Source organism: Klenkia terrae (assembly GCF_900491935.1).
GTDB lineage: Bacteria > Actinomycetota > Actinomycetes > Mycobacteriales > Geodermatophilaceae > Klenkia > Klenkia terrae.
In genome coordinates this window covers 998,129-1,015,404 of record NZ_UEXK01000004.1, presented here as the reverse complement: position 1 = coordinate 1,015,404, position 17,276 = coordinate 998,129, and the positions used below count along the sequence as shown (strand labels likewise).

At 74.0% G+C, this 17,276-nt stretch carries 17 protein-coding genes and 1 tRNA gene; 8 read left to right on the top strand and 10 right to left on the bottom strand.

Annotated elements, in window-relative coordinates:
• Nucleotides 1-25: 25 nt before the first annotated feature.
• The 3 genes from typA (at nucleotide 26) to LFA75_RS05230 (ending at nucleotide 3,556) form a co-directional block, all read left to right on the top strand.
• The gene (gene typA, locus LFA75_RS05240) at nucleotides 26-1,918 is read left to right on the top strand and encodes a translational GTPase TypA (RefSeq protein WP_225232632.1); all 1,893 of its coding nucleotides are present in this window, start codon (nucleotides 26-28) and stop codon (nucleotides 1,916-1,918) included.
• Between the two features lie 182 nt (nucleotides 1,919-2,100).
• Complete coding sequence (locus tag LFA75_RS05235) at nucleotides 2,101-2,625, top strand: DUF5994 family protein (protein ID WP_225232631.1); 525 nt, start codon at nucleotides 2,101-2,103, stop codon at nucleotides 2,623-2,625.
• Between the two features lie 79 nt (nucleotides 2,626-2,704).
• On the top strand, nucleotides 2,705-3,556 hold the full coding sequence (locus tag LFA75_RS05230) for a DUF1684 domain-containing protein (RefSeq protein WP_225232630.1): 852 nt from the start codon (nucleotides 2,705-2,707) through the stop codon (nucleotides 3,554-3,556).
• On the opposite strand, the gene LFA75_RS05225 is transcribed toward LFA75_RS05230, so the two are convergent.
• From LFA75_RS05225 to LFA75_RS05205, 5 genes are all read right to left on the bottom strand, one after another.
• Nucleotides 3,553-4,215, bottom strand: a complete 663-nt coding sequence (locus tag LFA75_RS05225; RefSeq protein WP_225232629.1) for an SDR family NAD(P)-dependent oxidoreductase — start codon at nucleotides 4,213-4,215, stop codon at nucleotides 3,553-3,555. The two genes, LFA75_RS05230 and LFA75_RS05225, sit on opposite strands and share 4 nt — an antisense overlap.
• 433 nt (nucleotides 4,216-4,648) lie before the next feature.
• The gene (locus tag LFA75_RS05220) at nucleotides 4,649-6,346 is read right to left on the bottom strand and encodes a sulfite exporter TauE/SafE family protein (RefSeq protein ID WP_225232628.1); all 1,698 of its coding nucleotides are present in this window, start codon (nucleotides 6,344-6,346) and stop codon (nucleotides 4,649-4,651) included.
• Between the two features lie 237 nt (nucleotides 6,347-6,583).
• Nucleotides 6,584-7,978 carry an MFS transporter gene (locus tag LFA75_RS05215; RefSeq protein ID WP_225232627.1) on the bottom strand — a complete coding sequence of 465 codons (1,395 nt, stop codon included), beginning with the start codon at nucleotides 7,976-7,978 and terminating at the stop codon, nucleotides 6,584-6,586.
• A 10-nt stretch (nucleotides 7,979-7,988) separates the two neighbouring features.
• Nucleotides 7,989-8,990 (bottom strand): inorganic phosphate transporter, encoded by a 1,002-nt coding sequence (locus LFA75_RS05210; protein ID WP_318249963.1) that lies wholly within the window; start codon nucleotides 8,988-8,990, stop codon nucleotides 7,989-7,991.
• A gap of 7 nt (nucleotides 8,991-8,997) precedes the next feature.
• The gene (locus LFA75_RS05205; protein ID WP_225232626.1) at nucleotides 8,998-9,615 is read right to left on the bottom strand and encodes a DUF47 domain-containing protein; all 618 of its coding nucleotides are present in this window, start codon (nucleotides 9,613-9,615) and stop codon (nucleotides 8,998-9,000) included.
• A gap of 569 nt (nucleotides 9,616-10,184) precedes the next feature.
• Between LFA75_RS05205 and LFA75_RS05200 the strand changes: the two genes are divergently transcribed.
• Both LFA75_RS05200 and LFA75_RS05195 read left to right on the top strand, forming a co-directional pair.
• Nucleotides 10,185-11,159, top strand: coding sequence for a DMT family transporter (locus LFA75_RS05200; RefSeq protein ID WP_225232625.1), 975 nt, complete (start codon nucleotides 10,185-10,187; stop codon nucleotides 11,157-11,159).
• Between the two features lie 134 nt (nucleotides 11,160-11,293).
• A complete protein-coding gene (locus LFA75_RS05195; RefSeq protein WP_225232624.1) occupies nucleotides 11,294-12,016 on the top strand; it encodes a M23 family metallopeptidase in 723 nt (240 codons plus the stop codon).
• Between the two features lie 9 nt (nucleotides 12,017-12,025).
• On the opposite strand, the gene LFA75_RS05190 is transcribed toward LFA75_RS05195, so the two are convergent.
• Together LFA75_RS05190 and LFA75_RS05185 are read right to left on the bottom strand one after the other, a co-directional pair.
• Nucleotides 12,026-12,700: a response regulator gene (locus tag LFA75_RS05190; RefSeq protein WP_225232623.1), complete on the bottom strand. Its 675-nt coding sequence runs from the start codon at nucleotides 12,698-12,700 to the stop codon at nucleotides 12,026-12,028.
• 48 nt (nucleotides 12,701-12,748) lie between these two features.
• Nucleotides 12,749-13,234, bottom strand: a complete 486-nt coding sequence (locus LFA75_RS05185) for a hypothetical protein (RefSeq protein WP_225232622.1) — start codon at nucleotides 13,232-13,234, stop codon at nucleotides 12,749-12,751.
• A 143-nt stretch (nucleotides 13,235-13,377) separates the two neighbouring features.
• On the opposite strand from LFA75_RS05185, the gene LFA75_RS05180 reads away from it, so the two are divergent.
• Nucleotides 13,378-13,450, top strand: a tRNA-Ala gene (locus tag LFA75_RS05180).
• A gap of 54 nt (nucleotides 13,451-13,504) precedes the next feature.
• Here LFA75_RS05180 and LFA75_RS05175 read toward each other — a convergent pair.
• Nucleotides 13,505-13,705 (bottom strand): hypothetical protein, encoded by a 201-nt coding sequence (locus LFA75_RS05175; RefSeq protein WP_225232621.1) that lies wholly within the window; start codon nucleotides 13,703-13,705, stop codon nucleotides 13,505-13,507.
• A 63-nt stretch (nucleotides 13,706-13,768) separates the two neighbouring features.
• Between LFA75_RS05175 and LFA75_RS05170 the strand changes: the two genes are divergently transcribed.
• Complete coding sequence (locus LFA75_RS05170) at nucleotides 13,769-14,866, top strand: SDR family oxidoreductase (RefSeq protein ID WP_225232620.1); 1,098 nt, start codon at nucleotides 13,769-13,771, stop codon at nucleotides 14,864-14,866.
• Here the strand turns inward: LFA75_RS05170 and LFA75_RS05165 are convergent.
• Together LFA75_RS05165 and LFA75_RS05160 are read right to left on the bottom strand one after the other, a co-directional pair.
• Nucleotides 14,856-15,185 carry an EthD family reductase gene (locus LFA75_RS05165; protein WP_225232619.1) on the bottom strand — a complete coding sequence of 110 codons (330 nt, stop codon included), beginning with the start codon at nucleotides 15,183-15,185 and terminating at the stop codon, nucleotides 14,856-14,858. The genes LFA75_RS05170 and LFA75_RS05165 overlap by 11 nt on opposite strands.
• Nucleotides 15,186-15,204: 19 nt before the next feature.
• On the bottom strand, nucleotides 15,205-16,140 hold the full coding sequence (locus LFA75_RS05160) for an AraC-like ligand-binding domain-containing protein (protein WP_225232618.1): 936 nt from the start codon (nucleotides 16,138-16,140) through the stop codon (nucleotides 15,205-15,207).
• Nucleotides 16,141-16,340: 200 nt separating this feature from the next.
• Between LFA75_RS05160 and LFA75_RS05155 the strand changes: the two genes are divergently transcribed.
• Nucleotides 16,341-17,273, top strand: coding sequence for an alpha/beta hydrolase (locus tag LFA75_RS05155; protein ID WP_225232617.1), 933 nt, complete (start codon nucleotides 16,341-16,343; stop codon nucleotides 17,271-17,273).
• Nucleotides 17,274-17,276: the final 3 nt, after the last annotated feature.

The window sequence follows — 17,276 nt, the reverse complement described above, 5'->3', positions numbered from 1 at the left end:
CCGATCTTCCTGAGGTGCTCTTCGCATGCCCACCCGTAACGACCTGCGCAACGTGGCGATCGTGGCCCACGTCGACCACGGCAAGACGACCCTCGTCGACGCCCTGCTCCGGCAGGCCGGTGCCCTCGGTCGTGCCAAGGGCGAAGGCACCGACAACGACTCGACGCAGGACCGGGTCATGGACTCCATGGACCTGGAGCGCGAGCGCGGGATCACCATCCTCGCCAAGAACACCGCGATCCGGCTGGCCGACGAGAACGGTGACCCGGTCATCGTCAACATCGTCGACACCCCGGGCCACGCGGACTTCGGCGGCGAGGTCGAGCGCGGTCTGTCCATGGTCGACGGCGTCGTCCTGCTGGTCGACGCCTCCGAGGGCCCGCTGCCGCAGACCCGCTTCGTGCTGCGCAAGGCGCTGGCCAAGGGGATGCCGGTCATCCTCGCGGTGAACAAGACCGACCGCGGCGACGCGCGCATCGACGAGGTCGTCGACGAGTGCTACGAGCTGTTCATGGAGCTGCTCGAGGACGCCGGGCTGCCCGCGGAGACCCTCGAGTTCCCGATCGTCTACTGCAACGGCCGCACCGGCCAGGCGTCGATGAACAAGCCGGAGAACGGCACCGTCCCGGACAGCCCCGACCTGGGCCCGCTGGTCAAGACGCTGCTGGACACCATCCCGGCCCCGGTCTACGACGCCGAGGAGCCCCTGCGCGCGCAGGTCACCAACCTCGACGCCTCGCCCTTCCTCGGCCGCCTCGCGCTGCTGCGCATCCACTCCGGTGAGATGAAGCGCGGCCAGCAGGTCGCCTGGTGCAAGGTCGACGGCACCATCACCAAGGTCAAGATCACCGAGCTGCTGACCACCGAGGGCCTGACCCGTGTCCAGGCCGACAGCGCCGGCCCCGGCGACCTGGTCGCCATCGCCGGCATCGAGGACATCGGCATCGGCGACACCCTGGCCGACCCCGACGACCCGCGCCCGCTGCCGGCGCTGACCGTCGACGAGCCGTCGATCTCGATCACCATCGGGATCAACACCTCGCCGCTGTCGGGCAAGTCGGGCAAGAAGGTCACCGCCCGCCTGATCAAGAACCGCCTCGACCAGGAGCTGGTCGGCAACGTCTCGGTGCGCATGCTGCCCACCGAGCGCCCCGACACCTGGGAGATGCAGGGCCGCGGCGAGCTGGCCCTGGCGATCCTGGTCGAGCAGCTGCGCCGCGAGGACTTCGAGCTGACCGTCGGCCGCCCGCAGGTGGTCACCAAGGTCATCGACGGCAAGGTGCACGAGCCGGTCGAGCGGGTCACCATCGACACCCCCGGCGAGTACGTCGGCACGCTGACCCAGGCGCTGGCCGTGCGCAAGGCGCGGCTGGAGAACCTGGTGCACCACGACACCGGCTGGGCCCGCATGGAGTACATCGCGCCCTCCCGCGGCCTGATCGGGTTCCGCACCGAGTTCCTCACCGAGACCCGCGGCACCGGCGTGTTCAACCACGTGCTCGAGGGCTACGAGCCGTGGCTGGGCGAGATGCGCGCGCGGCCCACCGGGTCCCTGGTGGCCGACCGCTCCGGCGTCGCGACCACGTACTCGATGTTCTCGCTGCAGGAGCGCGGCTCGATGATGGTCGAGCCCGGCACCGAGGTCTACGAGGGCATGCTGGTCGGTGAGAACTCGCGTCCCGACGACATGGACGTGAACATCACCAAGGAGAAGAAGCTCACCAACATGCGCAAGTCCACCTCCGAGGAGCTGGAGCGGCTCATCCCGCCGCGGATCCTCAACCTGGAGCAGGCGCTGGAGTTCTGCGCCGAGGACGAGTGCGTGGAGGTCACCCCCACCGTCGTCCGCATCCGCAAGGTCGAGCTGGACCAGACCACCCGCGGCCGCTCGCGCAACAAGAAGCCCAAGCCGGAGTAGTCGCCCCCCGGCACGTCCGACGCCCCCGTCACCCCGAGGTGACGGGGGCGTCGTCGTCCCGGGGTGAGGTGGCTCGCTCTCGCGTGGTCACCCACCGTGAGGGCTGGCCGTGTGGCTCGCGGGGCGGCTGGGACGTGGCGTGTCCCGCCGGAGGGCCCAGGTGCCGCGCCTAGCGTTGCCTGGTGGGGATCGAGCGAGGGGTGGTGCCGGTGGCGGACCGGGCGGCGTGGGTCGGTGAGCAGGAGCTCCCGGGTTTCCGCGGGGGGATCGACGTCCGGGTGAGCCTGCGCACCGATGCCGGCCCCGGTCTGCGGGGTGCGTGGTGGCCCCGGTCGACCGACCTGGCGCTGGAGCTGCCCGAGCTGGTGGCCGCGCTGGCCCGGCGCGGCGTGCTGGTCACCCGGTTCACCTACCCGTTCAGCACCTGGCACGCCGTCCCGCGCAAGCTGGCGGTCGGGGACCGGATCGTGCGGGTCGGCGGGTTCGGCACCGGTGACCCCCAGGTGGTGTCGCTGACCTGCGGCCCCGACCAGCTGCACCTGGAGCTGCTGGTCGTGCCGCCGGCCACCGAGGCGTTGTTCAGCGCCCGCGCGCTGCGGATGGCCGCTGTCCCCGGGACCGCGCTGACCGCCCGCGCCGTGCTCACCGCGGCCGGGCGGCACCCTGCCCTGCGCACCGGCGAGATCCCGGTGCAGACCGCCGGCTGAAATCCCACCGATCCGGTGGGAATCGCCGGGCGGGTGGTCCCGGTTGGGGCAGGGGAGACGACCACCCCCTGGAGGACCCGTGACCAGCACGCTGCCCGACACCCAGTCCGACACGTTCGCCGCCGACTGGGCGCAGTGGCACGAGGCCAAGGAGGCCACGCTCACCGCGCCGCACGGCTTCCTGTCGGTGACCGCGCTGGCCTGGCTCACCGACCAGCCGATCGCGATCGAGGGCGTGCCCGGGCGCTGGTCGGACGGCGACCGCGGCGTGGTGGTCGAGCTGGCTGCCGACGAGCAGCTCGCGGTCGGCGACCGGCCGGTGGTGGGGGAGCACGTGTTCGGCGCGCTCGGGCTGCGGGAGAGCGTGCTGGCCACCGCGGGCGACACCGTCGTCGAGGTGGCCGAGCGCGGTGGCCGGCACGTCGTCCGGCTGCGCGACCCGGAGTCCCCGCTGCGGCTGGCCCACCCCGGCACGCCCGCCTACCCGGCCGACCCGCGGTGGGCCGTGGAGGGCCGCTTCGTGCCCTTCGCCGCCCCCGAGCCGACCACGGTGGGCGGCGCCTTCGAGGGCGTCGAGCACGTCTACGACGCCCCCGGCACCGTGGAGTTCGAGCTGGACGGCCGGCCGCTGTCGCTGCGGGCGTTCCCCGGGCACGGCGAGGGCCGGCTGATGGTGCTGTTCTCCGACGAGACCTCCGGGGACACCACCTACGCCTTCCGGTCCCTCCAGGTCGTGCCCGACGCCGACGGCCGGGTCGTGGTCGACCTCAACCGGGCGACGAACCTGCCCTGCGCCTACACCGACCTGGCGACCTGCCCGCTGCCGCCGGCGGAGAACCGGCTGCCGCTGGCCGTCGAGGCGGGGGAGCGGACGCCGACCACGCGCGGCGTCGCCGTCCCCACCGCGGACGGGGCCGTGCTGGCCCGCTAGTCCGAGCCCTCGACGGTGAACCGGAAGGCGTCCCGGAGGGTGTGCAGGTCCCACAGGTGGCCGGCCATCACGTCGGGACCCTTCACCGGGTCCCCCTCGACCAGCGCGCCCGGGATGACCAGCTGGGACACCTGGATGCCCTCCTCGCCGAGCACCTCGTGCAGCAGCTGGGCGTAGGCGGTCAGCCCGGCGAAGGCGATGCTGGTGCCCGCCACGCCCTTGTTCGGCACGGTCGCCGACCCGCCGTTGACGAACAGGATCGAGGGCTTCGCGTCCTTGGGCAGGTAGCGCATGCCCGGCAGCACCTGCCGGACGGCGGCCACCGGCCCGTAGATCGAGAACTCCACCGGCCCGACCAGGTCGGCGACGGTGGTCTCCAGCACCGGCCGCAGGAACGTCTTGTCCGGCAGCGGGCTGTACTGCAGCACCTCGATCGGGCCCATCGCCTGGGCGACGGTCTCCAGCGTGTGCGTGATCGAGTCGGGGTCGCGGACGTCGGCGACGAACCCGCCGGCGGTGATCCCCTCGGCCGAGAGGTCGTGCGCCAGGTCGGTGACCCGCTGCTGGTTGCGGGCGATCAGCGCGATGTCGTACCCCTGCGCGCCGAATGTGCGCGCCACCTGGGCGCCCAGGCCCCGACCGGCTCCGATGATGGCCATCACGGACATGCGGGTGCTACCTCCACGGCTGTGCACGGCGCCGTGGTCGGCGCCGTCGCCCTGCACCCCTACCCGGTCGGTCGCGGGCAACGCATCGGCCCTGCGCGAACCGGCTGGACGCCCGGTCGCCGCCGCGATGGGGTGGGGGAATGCGACTCCTCGTCCTCGGCGGCACCCACTTCCTCGGCCGGCACGTGGTCGACGCCGCGCGCGCAGCCGGTCACGACGTCGCGACGCTGACCCGGGGTGTGTCGGGGGAGCCGCCCGACGGTGTGCGCGCCTTCCACGCCGACCGGGACGACCCGCTCCCCGCCGAGGTGCTGGCCTGGGCGCCCGAGCTGGTGGTGGACACCTCGTGCCAGACCCGGGCGGCCGCCGAGCACGCGACCGCGCTGGACCCGGCCGGCTACGCCTTCGTCAGCAGCCTCAACGCCTACCGGGGCTGGCCGCCCGGGCCGCTGCGCGGGGAGGACGAGCCGACCTGGGACACCGACGACGACGAGTACGGGCCCGTCAAGGCGCACGCCGAGCGGGTGCTGGGTGGTGCCCTCCGCGACCGGTTCCTCACCGCCCGGGCCGGGCTGGTCGTCGGGCCGTTCGACCCGCTCCACCGGCTGGGCTGGTGGCTGGACCGGATCGCGGCCGGCGGGCCGGTCGTCGTCCCCGACGCCCTCGACCAGCCGATCGCGCTGGTCGACGCCCGGGACCTGGCCGGCTGGCTGGTGCAGGTGTGCGGGCAGCGGTCCGGCGCTGTCAACGCCACCGGCCCGGCCGGGATGACCACCCTCGGCGGGCTGCTGGACACCTGCCGGGAGGTCACCGGTGGCGACGCGGAGTGGGTCGTCGTCCCGGAGGCGGACCTGCTCGCCGCCGGGGTGCAGCCGTGGCAGCACCTGCCGCTGTGGCTGCCGGCCGACGTGGCCCGCACTGCCTGGGACGTCGACACCGGCCGGGCGCGGGAGCTCGGCCTGCCCAGCCGGCCGGTTCGGGACTCGGTCGCCGACACCTGGGTGTGGATGCAGACCCACNGGGCCCGGCACGGCATCCGGATCCTGCCCGGCCCCAGCTCGGGCCCCCGTCCCCCATGCCCTCGGCGCGCCGCCCCATCCCGCCGGGGTGGCCCCCCCTGCCCCCGCCCCCCTCCCGGCCCCGCCCCCCCGCCCCCCCCCCCCGCCCGGGCGCCCCGCCCACCGGCCCCCCGCGCCCCCGCCCCGACCGGGCCGCCCCGCCCCCCCTGCTCGAGCTTGGCGGCCGCCTCGACCGACTCGGCCTCGGTGTCGGCCCGGTAGACCCGCCACGAGTGGACGACGGCGGCGACCCAGCCGAGCACGATCACCGCGTAGACCGGCCAGCGGACGGCGTCGGCGACCTCGAAGGCGTTGAACAGCGACCGGGTGTTGGTGAACACGATGATCCCGCCGACCGCGGAACCCAGCAGGCGCGGCGGCACGTGCCGGACCAGCCAGGCGGCGATCGGCGCGGCGATGACGCCGCCGATGAGCAGGCCGGCCACCCAGGTCGCGTCGATCCCCTGCGAGCCGAGGGAGAACAGGAAGCCCAGCGAGGCGGCCAGCGCCACGATGAACTCCGAGGTGTCGATGGAGCCGATCACCTTGCGGGGCTCCATCCGGCCGCTGGCCAGGATCGCCGGCGTGCCGACCGGCCCCCACCCGCCGCCGCCGGTGGCGTCGACGAAGCCGGCGACCAGGCCCAGCGGGCCGAGGAAGCGCTTGCGCATCGGCTTGCCGAGGTTCTGCTTGTTCAGGCCGCGGAAGGTGAAGCGGATCAGCACGTACAGGCCCAGCACCAGCAGGATCGCGCTCATCAGCGGGGCGGCGACCGAGGTGTCCAGCGAGGCCAGGAAGGTCGCGCCGGCGAAGGCCCCGACACCACCGGGGATGCCGATCTTGGCGACGACCTTCCAGTCGACGTTGCCGAACCGCCAGTGCGAGGCGCCCGACACCAGTGTGGTGCCGATCTCGGCCAGGTGGACGGTGGCCGACGCGGCGGCCGGGCTGGCGCCGACGGCCAGCAGCAGCGTCGTCGAGGTGACGCCGTAGGCCATGCCCAGGCTGCCGTCGACGAGCTGGGCGCCCAGGCCGACGAGGGCGAACAGGATGAGGGTGCGCACGGTGGAGCTCCAGGGGAGGGTCGCGACAGGGGGGAGTCCCCCGGCCGCGCACCCGCGCCGGAGGTCGGGGCAGCGGTGCCCCGGGTGTGGTCAGCGGGCCGGACAGGCCGTGGTGGTGACGCGCACGAGGTCGACGTGGATGCGGCTCACCAGGAGGTCCCCCGGGAGCAGGCGGGTCGTCGACACGAGGTCAATGTCTACCAGCCCGATGCACAAAGAAGGCAACGGGACGTCCCGTCAGGTGGGATCGGGCTCCAGGACGTCGTCCCGGATGGTCAGGAACGACACCAGGCCGCCCACGGCGAGCAGTCCGGCGCACACCCGCATGGCCAGCGCATAGCCGTCGGTGAAGGCGTCCGGGCGGGCGTAGTCGTCGCCGGACAGGCCCACCACCAGGGGCAGCGCGGCGACGGCGAGCAGCTGGCCGGCCCGCGCGACGGTGTTGTTCACCCCGCTGGCCACCCCGGCCAGGTGGTTGGGGGCGGCGCCCAGCACGGTCGCGGTCAGCGGGGCCACGGTGGCCGCCATCCCGAGACCGAACAGGACCGACCCGGGCAGCACGCCGGTCACCCAGCCGGTGCCGGCGTCCACGAAGGACAGGTAGAGGACGCCGGACCCCGCGACCAGCGGGCCGACGGTCATCGGCAGGCGGGGTCCGATCCGGCCGGCCAATGCACCGGCCCGGGAGGACAGCAGCGAGATGATCAGGATCGACGGGACGACGGCGGCCCCGGCGGCCAGCGCGTCGTAGCCGAGGACGGTCTGCAGCTGCAGCACCAGGAAGAAGGACATGCCGCCCAGCGCGCCGTAGACCGCCAGCGTGGTCAGGTTGGCCCCGGTGAACTGCCGGTCGGCGAAGACGCCCAGCGGCAGCATCGGGTCGGCCGCCCGGCGCTCCTGGACGACGAACCCGACCCCGGCGGCCAGCCCGAGCGCGAGGGCGACCCAGGTGCCCGGTCCCGCGCCGGCGTCGATCAGCGCGTAGGTGACCCCGCCGAGGGCGAGTGCTGCGGTGAGGGCGCCGCCGACGTCGAACCGGCCGTGGTGGGCGGGGTCGCGGCTCTCGGGCACGTGCCGCAGCGCCACCAGGACGACGGCGACGGCCAGCGGCACGTTGAGCAGGAACACCCACCGCCAGCTGACGGTGTCGACCAGGAAGCCGGCCAGGAACGGGCCGCCCAGCCCGGCGATCCCGCCCAGCCCCGACCACAGGCCGATGGCCTTCGCCCGGTCGGCGTGGGCGAAGGAGGCCTGGATGATCGACAGCGACCCGGGCACCAGCAGCGCCCCGCCGATGCCCTGCAGCACCCGGGCGGCCACCAGCAGGCCGGTGGAGGGCGCCAGGCCGCACAGCAGCGACGTGGCGGCGAACCAGACCACGCCGACCAGGAAGACCCGTCGCCGTCCGAACCGGTCGCCCAGCGCGCCGCCCAGCAGCACGAGCGAGGCCAGCGCGAGGGTGTAGCCGGTGACCGTCCACTGCAGCCCGGACAGCGAGGCGTCCAGGTCGCGGCCGATGGTGGGCAGCGCGACGTTGACCGCGGTGGAGTCCAGGAACGCCATCGCCGAGGCCAGCACGGTGGCCAGCACCGTCCAGCGACCCTGCGCCGTCCCCAGTCGCAGGTCGCCCACGGGACTCCTGTCAGCCGACGATCGCGTGCGTGAGGTAGTAGACCGCAGCCGCGACGGCGCCGGCCGCGGGGAGGGTCAGCACCCACGCGACGACGATGTTGCCAGCGACGCCCCAGCGCACCGCGGACAGCCGCCGGGTGGCGCCCACGCCCATGATCGAGGTGGTCGTGATGTGCGTGGTGGACACCGGGACGGCGAACACCGTGGCCGTGGTGACCATGACCGCCGAGGCCACGGTCTGGGCGGAGAAGCCGCCGGCCGGGGTGAGCTGGATGATCCGCCGGCCCAGCGTGCGCATGATCCGGAAGCCGCCGGCGTAGGTGCCCGCGCTGATCGCCAGGGCCGCGGCGAGGATGACCCACAGCGGTACCTCGAAGCTGTCGATCTGGCCCGAGGTGACCAGCGCGAGGGTGATGATGCCCATGGTCTTCTGAGCGTCCTGCAGGCCGTGGCCCAGCGCCATGGTCGCCGAGCTGACGATCTGTGCGTAGCGGAACCCGCGGTTGGCCCGGGTCACGTTGGCGCCCCGGAAGGACCATAGGATCGCCAGCATGAACAGGTAGCCCAGGCCGAACCCGACCAGCGGCGAGAGCACCATCGGGATGACGACCTTCTCGATGATCCCCGCCCACTGCACCGAGTGGACCGCGGCCAGCGCCGCGCCGACCAGGCCGCCGATCAGCGCGTGGGACGACGAGCTGGGCAGCCCGAAGTACCAGGTGATCAGGTTCCAGGTGATCGCGCCCATGAGCGCGGCGAAGACGATCTGCAGGCCGCCGGACCCGGACGGGGTGTCGATGATCCCGGCGCCGACGGTCTTGGCCACCTCGGTGGAGATCAGCGCCCCGACCAGGTTCATCACCGCGGCCAGCGCGAGGGCGACCCGCGGGGTCAGCGCCTTGGTGGACACCGCGACGGCGATCGAGTTCGCCGCGTCGTGGAAGCCGTTGGTGTAGTCGAAGGCCAGCGCGACGACGACGATGACGACCATCGCCAGGAAGAGCCCGTCCACGGTGGGCTCAGGACTCCTTGACCGCGATGGTCTCGACGACGTTGGCGACGTGCTCGAAGGCGTCGGCGGCCTCCTCGAGCTGGTCGGCCACCTCCTTGAGCTTGAGGATCTCCAGGGCGTCGAACTCGCCCGAGTACAGCCGGGACAGCAGTCGGCGGTAGAGCTTGTCCGCCTCGTTCTCCAGGCTGTTGACCTCGATCCAGTAGTCCGACAGGCCCTTCATGGCCTTCAGCCGCGGCATGGCGTCGGCGGTGACCTGGGCACAGCGCTGCAGCAGGGCGACCTGCTGGCCCATCTCGGCGGGCAGCGTGCCCAGGCCGGTGAGGACGACGAGGTCGGCGGCGGCCTCGATGGCGTCCATGACGTCGTCCAGGTCGCTGGCCAGGTTGTAGATGTCCTCCCGGTCGAACGGGGTGACGAAGCTGGAGTTCAGCTGGCGGAAGACCGCGTGCGTGGCGTTGTCCCCGGCGTGCTCGAGGTCGCGCAGCTTGCGGGCGAGCTCCTCGCGCCGCGCGTGGTCGTGCACGAAGTCACCGAGGACCGACGTGGCCTCGACGAGGTTGCGCGCCGAGACGGCGAACATCTCGTAGAAGCTCGAGTCCTTGGGCGTGAGGCTGAAGGGCACGCGCGGAGCTTAGGACCCCTCCTGGCCACCCACCGTTCACCGGGCCTTCATCTACCCGTGCGCGGCGTCCGCCGATCCGGCGTCCAGCGCGGCGACGAGGTCGGCGCGGGCCCGGGCGACCCGGGAGCGGACGGTGCCCACCGGCACCTCGGCGATCCCTGGGTGAGGTCGTCGGCGGACTGCCGGTCGCCCAGGTGCGCGGACAGCCGCCAGCCGTCGGCCGTCGGTGCGCCGACAGCACGGTCCCGTCGGCTGATCCGCAGGACGTCCCACCGGGGACGAGCAGGTCCTGCGCCCTCCGCCGCGCCGCCGTCCTGGCCGTGACCACCGCCGCCCCGGGCAGGTGCTGCCCGGCGTCGACGTGCGGCGGGCGGCGACCGTGCCGGCCACCGGTCCGGCCCTGCTCGCCCGCGCCGCGGTGGTGGTGTTGCTGGCGGGCGGGATCGGGCTGGCCGTCGGGGGAGCGGCCGCCGCCCGCCGGTCGCGCACCGCCGACGCCGGCCCCTCCGCCGGGGCACCGGTCCCGGTCTGGGCCGCGTGCGCGGGACGGTCGTGGCAGGCTCGCAGTCGTGGACGGGGTGCAGCTGCTGACGGCCGGCGGGGGGCCACCCCCCGGGGTGGAGCCCCACCTGGGCCTGTCCGTGGCGTTGGCGCTGCTGTCGGCGTGCGCGTTCGCGGTCTCCACCGTGGTGCAGCACCGGGCGGCGACCACCGCCGGCCAGGACCTGCCCGAGGGCGCGGTCCTGCGGCTGGTCGGCAAGCTGGTCCGCAACCGCGCCTGGATCGGCGGGCAGGCCGCGGCGCTGTGCGGCTTCCTGCTGCACGCCGCGGCGCTCAAGTTCGGTCCGGTCGTCGTCGTCCAGCCGCTGCTGTCCGGCGGGCTGGTCATCTCCCTGGCGTTGGGTGCCCTGGTCGACCGCCGGCACCCGGGGCGGGTGCTGCCGGAGCGGGGGCAGTGGATCTCCGCCGGGGTGGTCGCGGTGACCCTGGGGCTGTTCGTGCTGTCGGCCCGCCCGGACCACGGCGGGTCCTACGCCCGGCCGGGTCCGCTGCTGATGTGCGTGGGGGCCGCGGCGGCGGTGATGGTGCTGGCCGCGCTGTGGGCGCTGCGCCCGCGGGCCCCGCACAAGGCGCTCGCCCTGGGCCTCGGGGCCGGGTTCGGCTTCGGCATCACCGGCCTGCTGCTCAAGGACGTCGTCGCCCGCCCGCCCGGGGACCTGCTCACCAGCTGGACCACCTACCTGCTGCTGGTCTCCGGGGCCGCCTCGATCACCTTCGCGCAGTGGGCCTACCAGTCCGGCGCGCTGATCGAGTGCCTGCCGGTGATGGCGGTGCTCGAACCGCTGGTCGCCGTCGGCCTGGCCGCGCCGGTGTACGGCGAGCGGCTGGCGCCGGGCGTGCTGGCCACGACCGGCCAGGTGGTCGGCGTGGTCGGGCTGGTGGTCGGGGTCGCCGTGCTGGCCCGCCGGACGGCGGCACGGGACGCCACCGGCGTCCCGCTGGCGGTGCCCGCGCCCGCGCCCGCACCGCACCGGCGCGGCTGAACTACACCGTTGTCATTCTCCAGACGGCGTGTCGCGGGCGGCACGCCGACCAGGGGGTCACAGAGGCATCACGGCTCGTTACGTTGTGCGCTGTCGACCGCGCGGGGTGGTCGGGACGCACAGGGGGAGCAAGCGTGGCCGTTCGGGGCAACGGGGTCGGGCATGGTCCGGGCACACACCTGCGGCGTCGTCCGGCCGCCCTGCTGGTCGCCCTCGCGCTGGGCGGCGCCCTGGCCGGTGTCCTCGGTGTCCCCGTCGCACCGGAGGCCGGTGCCTCGTCGGTGGACGCCGACGTCGTCCAGGCGCTGGAGGCCTCGGAGACCTCGCTGTTCGACGAGCAGGCCGAGGTGATGCCGCAGATGGCGATCACCGAGGCGCAGGCGCAGCAACGGCTGGCCGAGGTGGCCGCCTCCCGTGCCCAGCGGGACGCCGAGGCCGCGGCGGCCGCCGAGGCCGCCCGGCCCGACGCGGTCATGCCCGTCGACGGGGCCCGGATGACGACCTGCTTCTGCCAGCGCTGGGGGACCATGCACAGGGGCATCGACCTGGCCGCCCCGATGCTCACCCCGGAGTACGCAGCCGAGGACGGCGTCGTGATCAAGGCCGGAGCGGCCAGCGGCTATGGACTGGCCGTCTACATCCTGGGCGTCAGCGGCGACGTGATGATCTACGGGCACATGGAGGAGATCACGGTCTCCGCCGGCGACGCGGTCGAGATGGGCCAGACCATCGCCCTGGTGGGCAGCCGCGGGCAGTCGACCGGGCCGCACCTGCACTTCGAGGTGCACTCCGGGGGCATCAACGGCGAGCCCGTCGACCCGGAGGAGTGGCTCCGCGACCGCGGCGTCGACATCTGATCGATCGCCTCAGGGCGTGAAGCGGTAGCCCATCCCCGGTTCGGTGTGCAGGTAGCGGGGGTGGGCCGGGTCGGGCTCGAGCTTGCGGCGCAGCTGGGCCAGGTAGACCCGCAGGTAGTTCGTCTCGGTCTCGTAGGCCGGCCCCCACACCGACTGCAGCAGCTGGCGCTGGCCGACCAGCCGGCCGCGGGCGCGCACCAGCTCCGACAGCAGCGCCCACTCGGTGGGGGTCAGCCGCACCGGGACGCCGTCCGCGGTCACCTGCCGGGCCGCGAGGTCGACGGTGAAGTGCTCGGTCGCGACGACCGCCTCGCCGCCCTCGGCGGGTCGGCGGCGCACCACCGCGCGGAGCCGGGCCAGCAGCTCGTCCATGTCGAAGGGCTTGGTCACGAAGTCGTCGGCGCCGGCGTCGAGTGCGTCGACCTTGTCCCGGCTGTCCGAGCGGGCCGAGAGCACCAGCACCGGGCCGGTGAACCACGGCCGCAGCCCGGCCAGCACCTCGGTGCCGTCGAGGTCGGGCAGGCCCAGGTCCAGGACGACGACGTCGGGGTGGCTGGCGGCGGCCTCGCGCAGCGCCGTCGTCCCGTCGGGGGCGGTGACCACCTCGTGGCCGGCGGCCCGCAGGGTGATCCGCAGCGCGCGCAGCAGCTGAGGGTCGTCGTCGACGACCAGCACCCGGCTCACGTCGTCCATGATCGCCCCCGAGGCGTGCGCCGGGCCCCGCGGGGCAGCTCAGGGTCGCCCGGTGGGGGTGGTCCAGTGCAGCTCCCACGTCTGCCCGGGCGCCAGGGCCCGCCACCGCTGCCGGGCGGCGGCCAGCGCGTCGGCGGCCCGGCGCAGCTCGGCCGCGGGCACCCACGAGGCCTCGCCGCGCTGCACCGGCTCGGACCGGGACAGCCGGGCCACCACGTCGGCGAGCGCCTCGGCCCGGCCGACCGCGCCGTGCCGGTCCTTCTTCAGCTGGTCGGAGCGCTCCCGCGCGTGCGGGCGCTGACGGCCGGAGACGTGGGTCATCGAGCCCCACACGACGCCGTCGGCGATGGCGCCCCAGATGCCGTCGCGGACCCGGAGCTCGGTCTCGACCAGCAGGTGCACCAGGTCGTGCGGCAGGTCGTCACCGCCGCCGGCGCCGCGCAGGGTGAAGGCGACGCCGTCGTCCCGGGTCAGCGGGGTGACCACCGGGCGCCGGTCGGCCATCCGGGTGAAGACCACGCGCACGCATCCATGGTCCGACGGCAGGTCAACCGGGTTCCCGCCGTGGGGAGCGGGACGCCACGCCGATGACCGGGACCCTCCTCGGGGGTGGCCGTCCGGGGACTGTATGGTTGTCAACGGCTCGGACACACCAGACCGGGTCGCAAGGGGCTGTGGCGCAGCTGGTAGCGCACCACACTGGCAGTGTGGGGGTCAGGGGTTCGAGTCCCCTCAGCTCCACCCACGTGAACAGGCCGTCCACCCGCTGGGTGGACGGCCTGACTCGTCTCCGGGCTAGCGGGAGTTCTGCCTACGGGCGACGACGACGAGCCCGACGAGCACCAGCGCCAGTGGAGCCCAGCCCGGCAGGCCGAACGGGCCGAGGATCAGCTCCGCGACGAAGATCAGCAGTCGGAACGCGACCCAGAAGCCGACCAGCAGGACGAGCCAGAACACGACGGGTCGTTCGGCCTGCAGGCGGCGCAGCATCTCCATCGCCCCATCATCCCCCGTGCGCGCCACGGAACACGGCGACGGCCCGCGGTGCTGCCCTGAAGGATGAGCACCCTGCAGACCACCCCCACCCCACCCTTCCTCGGCGCCCACGCCCTCGTGGTCGGCGCCAGCGGCATCACCGGCAGCGCGCTGGTGGAGAAGCTGACCGCCGGCGGCTGGGAGGTCTCCGGCCTCTCCCGCAACCCGGTCGAGGGCTCCAGTGCCCGGCACGTCCGCGCCGACCTGCGCTCCGCGGACTCCCTGGCGGAGGCGCTGGGCGAGCTGCGGCCGACCCACGTGTTCTTCTGCGCCTGGTCCAAGCAGGACACCGAGGCCGAGAACATCGTCGTCAACCGGGCGATGGTCGCCGACCTGCTGGCCGCGCTGGCGCCGGGCCGCAGCGTGCGGCACGTCGCGCTGGTCACCGGGCTGAAGCACTACCTCGGCCCATTCGAGGCCTACGCCCAGGGCGAGATGCCCGACACCCCGTTCCACGAGGACGCCGACCGGCTGCCGGTCGAGAACTTCTACTACGCCCAGGAGGACGCCCTCTTCGAGGCGGCGGCCGAGCAGGGCTTCACCTGGAGCGTGCACCGCTCGCACACCGTCATCGGCCACGCCGTCGGCAACGCCATGAACATGGGCTCGACGCTGGCCGCCTACGCCGCGATCTGCCGCGCCGACGGCCGACCGTTCGTGTTTCCGGGGTCCGAGACCCAGTGGAACTCCCTGGTCGACATGACCGACGCCGGCCAGCTCGCCGATCACATGATCTGGGCCTCGACCACCGAGGCCGCCGCGGACCTGGCGTTCAACGTGGTCAACGGGGACGTCTTCCGCTGGCGGTGGATGTGGCCCCGGCTCGCCGCCGCGCTCGACGTCGAGCCGATCGGCTACTCCGACGCCCCGCGGCCGCTGGAGGAGCAGATGGCCGACGCCGAGCCGGTCTGGGCCCGGGTCGTCGCCGAGCACGGGCTGGTCGAGCCCGACCTCGCCCGGGTCGCGTCGTGGTGGCACACCGACTCCGACCTCGGTCGCGACATCGAGGTGCTCGCCGACATGAGCCGCTCCCGGCTGCTCGGCTTCACCGGCTACGTGCGCACCGAGGACTCGTTCCTGCGCCTGTTCGACCGCTACCGGGCCGAGGGACTCATCCCCTGACCGGCTCGCGGTAGACGGTGGTCTCCCCGCTGACCAGGGTGACCCCGGCCCCCGCGAAGTTCGCCAGGTCCGCGACCGCGGCCTGCCCCTCCGGCCCCGCCATGGCGGCGTCCAGGGCGGCCTGGTCGTCGAACTCCAGGACGGCGACGAAGTGGAACGGGGCCGGTGCGCCGTCCGGACCCGGGGCCGGGTGGGTCCCGGTGAACGAGCGGAGCCCGGGGAACGCCAGGCCGAGCCGGCTGTGGGTCTCTGCGTAGTGCCGGTCGAACGCGGCCGGGTCCTCGGGCTGGGCGTAGAGGGCGATGAGCGTGTGGGTCATGGTGCTGGGCTCCTCGAGATCACCGTGCACGGGCGGCCGGCCCCGGCAGCTCGCTGGGGTTGTGGCCGAACTGCTGCTTGAACGTGCGGGAGAAGTGGCTGGCGTCGGCGTAGTGCCAGCGCTGGGCGACGGTGCGGCCGGCGAGCAGCTCGTCCCTCGCCCGGGCCAGCCGTCGGGTCCGGATGTGCCCGGCGACGCCCTCGCCGGTGGGGGCGAAGGCGCGCTGCAGGGTGCGCAGCGACACCCCCAGCGCGGCCGCCACCGAGGCCGGTACCAGCGCCGGGTCGCCCAGGTGCCGGTCGACGTGGGCCTCGGCGGCCGCCCGGACGACCGCGGGGTGCCCGGGCGGTCCGGCCGGTGCGTCCTGCAGGGCGGCGGCGAGCAGCTCGATCGTGGCGTTCCGGGCCGCCGGCAGGGCGGCCAGCGGCAGGTCGTCCAGCGTGCTGGACAGCCCGTCCAGGTAGGCGCCGAGGAGGGTGACGGCGGGGGCGCTGCTGTCCAGGACCGTGCCGGTGAGCAGCAGCCCGCGTGACCCGACCTCGGCCAGCGCCGCCTTCGGGACGACGAGGCTGCGCTTGACCAACCGCTCCTGCACGACGAACTCGGCCGGGGTCGTGGAGTCCCAGACCACGACGCTGCCCGGGCGCAGCTGTGCCTGGCGCCCGCCCTGGCCGACGACCTCCCGTCCCGACAGCGTCATGAGCATGACCAGGTACTCGCCGTCGGTGGCCGCGATGTCGTGCGCGCGCCGGGTGCCCGAGCAGGGGTCGCAGGTGCAGTCGACCAGCACCAGGTCGGCGAGGTGGCGCCGCCGGACGGTGGCCCGGAACCCGGGGGCGTCGGCGTCCAGCTCGGCGATGCTCCACGGCAGGTGCGTGGACGACAGCAGTCGGCCCCACGCGTCCTGCGCCTGGGCGCGGCCCACCCCCTGCACGGTCCGGACCTCGTCGGTCACGGCCACCACCTCGGTCCTCGTCGACGGAGTGCCCGAACCCTAGGGAGGTTGGCACCGCGCTGGCGAGGGCTGCGCGGGGGGTTGGCGCGCAGAGTCGGGTGGACGGCGTCCCCGTCCATGGCCCTGGGCCGTCGGCGTCCCTAGGTTTCGGCCACCGCCGGTCCACCCGGACCTGCCCACGACGCCGTGGAGGACCACCCGTGACCAGCACCCAGCCCGCACCCGAGCGCACCGACGTGGAGTTCGACGCCGACGGCGTCACCCTGCGCGGGTGGCACTACCGGCCGGGCACCACCGACCCCGCCCCGGTGATCGTGATGTGCCACGGCTTCGCCGCGGTGAAGGAGATGTACCTGGACGTCTACGCCGAGGTCTTCGCCGCCGCCGGGTTCCACGTGCTGGTCTACGACAACCGCAACCTCGGCGCCTCGGGCGGGGAACCCCGTGGCGAGATCACCCCGCACGACCAGATCGACGACTTCCGCACCGCGATCACCTTCGCCGAGACGCTGCCGGGCGTGGACGCCGAGCGGATCGGCATCTGGGGCTCGAGCTACTCGGGCGGCCACGTGCTCGTCGTGGCCGCGACCGACCGCCGGGTGCGGTGCGTCAGCGCCCAGGTCCCGGTCGTGGACGGCGACGCCAACTTCCGGCAGCTCGTGCGGGCGGACTTCGTGCGCGGTGCCCGGGCCGGCTTCGACGAGGACCGGCGCGCCCGGGCCCGCGGCGAGGCGCCGGCCATGATCGACGTGGTCAACGCCGACCCGATGGCGCCCAGCGCGCTGCCGACCCCGGACTCCTACTTCTGGTTCATGGGCACCCACGAGCTGCGCGCGCCCAGCTACGTCAACTCCTGCACGCTGCGCAGCGTCGAGCGGTTCTCCGAGTACCAGCCGGGTGCCTACATCCGGTTGATCGCGCCGACCCCGTTGCTCATGTGCGTCGCCGAGGACGACGTCCTCACCCCCACCAAGATCGCCATCGACGGGTTCCACGACGCGCGGGAGCCGAAGAAGCTGGTCGTCCTGCCCGGCGGGCACTTCGACGCCTACGTCGAGGGGTTCGCGATCTCCTCGGCGGTCCAGGTGGACTGGTTCACCCAGCACCTGCAGCCCGGCCGCGCCCCGGCCTGAGGG